Source organism: Streptomyces sp. T39 (assembly GCF_008042045.1).
GTDB lineage: Bacteria > Actinomycetota > Actinomycetes > Streptomycetales > Streptomycetaceae > Streptomyces.
The window spans coordinates 1-657 of sequence record NZ_RDBP01000185.1; the positions used below are offsets into that span (position 1 = coordinate 1).

Genomic DNA, 657 nt, shown 5'->3' on the forward strand with positions numbered 1-657 from the left:
GGCCATTGACCTGGGGCACCGTCAGCAGGTCCAGCGCTGGCTCTGTCTCCGGGTGGAGGACAGCGGGCGGGGGCGAGGTCATCAGCAGCCCTCTTCGGCGATGAACCGGCGTTCCAGTTCCCGGCGGTGCCAGACGTGGGCGGCGAGGAGCGCGCCGCCGGGGCTGTAGCCCGAGCCCTGGAAGGCCCAGTGGCCGACGACGAGGGTGGTGTCCGGGGCATGCTTGGGCAGGCCGGCGTGGGCGCGGGCCTGTTCAATGCGCCAGGCGCTGCGCGCCCAGGGTGGTCGAGTAGGCGCGGGACTTGGTGCCACGTGGCGCAGGTCCAGGGTGACCATTCGGGGCGTGTCCCTTCTGTCGGGGTGCCTGTTCAGAGTTTCTTCACTTAATTCAAGGGTGGCCCGCGTCAGCGGGCCACCCTTGAATTAAGTGAAGAAACTCTGAACAGGCACCCCGACAGAAGGGACACGCCCCGAATGGTCACCCTGGACCTGCGCCACGTGGCACCAAGTCCCGCGCCTACTCGACCACCCTGGGCGCGCTGCGCGCCGCTCGCCGCGCCTGGCGCATTGAACAGGCCCGCGCCCACGCCGGCCTGCCCAAGCATGCCCCGGACACCACCCTCGTCGTCGGCCACTGGGCCTTCCAGGGCTCGGGCT

Annotated in this window: 1 protein-coding gene and 1 pseudogene; one reads left to right on the top strand and one right to left on the bottom strand. The window is 70.0% G+C overall.

Annotation, left to right across the window (positions count from 1 at the left end):
* Positions 1-81: 81 nt before the first annotated feature.
* Positions 82-336, bottom strand: coding sequence for a hypothetical protein (locus EAO77_RS36700; protein ID WP_261994321.1), 255 nt, complete (start codon positions 334-336; stop codon positions 82-84).
* 167 nt (positions 337-503) lie between these two features.
* Between EAO77_RS36700 and EAO77_RS41155 the strand changes: the two are divergent.
* Positions 504-657 (top strand): annotated as a pseudogene (locus tag EAO77_RS41155) (replication initiator); the annotation flags it as partial.

Bases quoted from the DNA above. Each gene is read 5' to 3' on its own strand.
- EAO77_RS36700 (WP_261994321.1), bottom strand. From the start codon at position 336: ATGGTCACCCTGGACCTGCGCCACGTGGCACCAAGTCCCGCGCCTACT.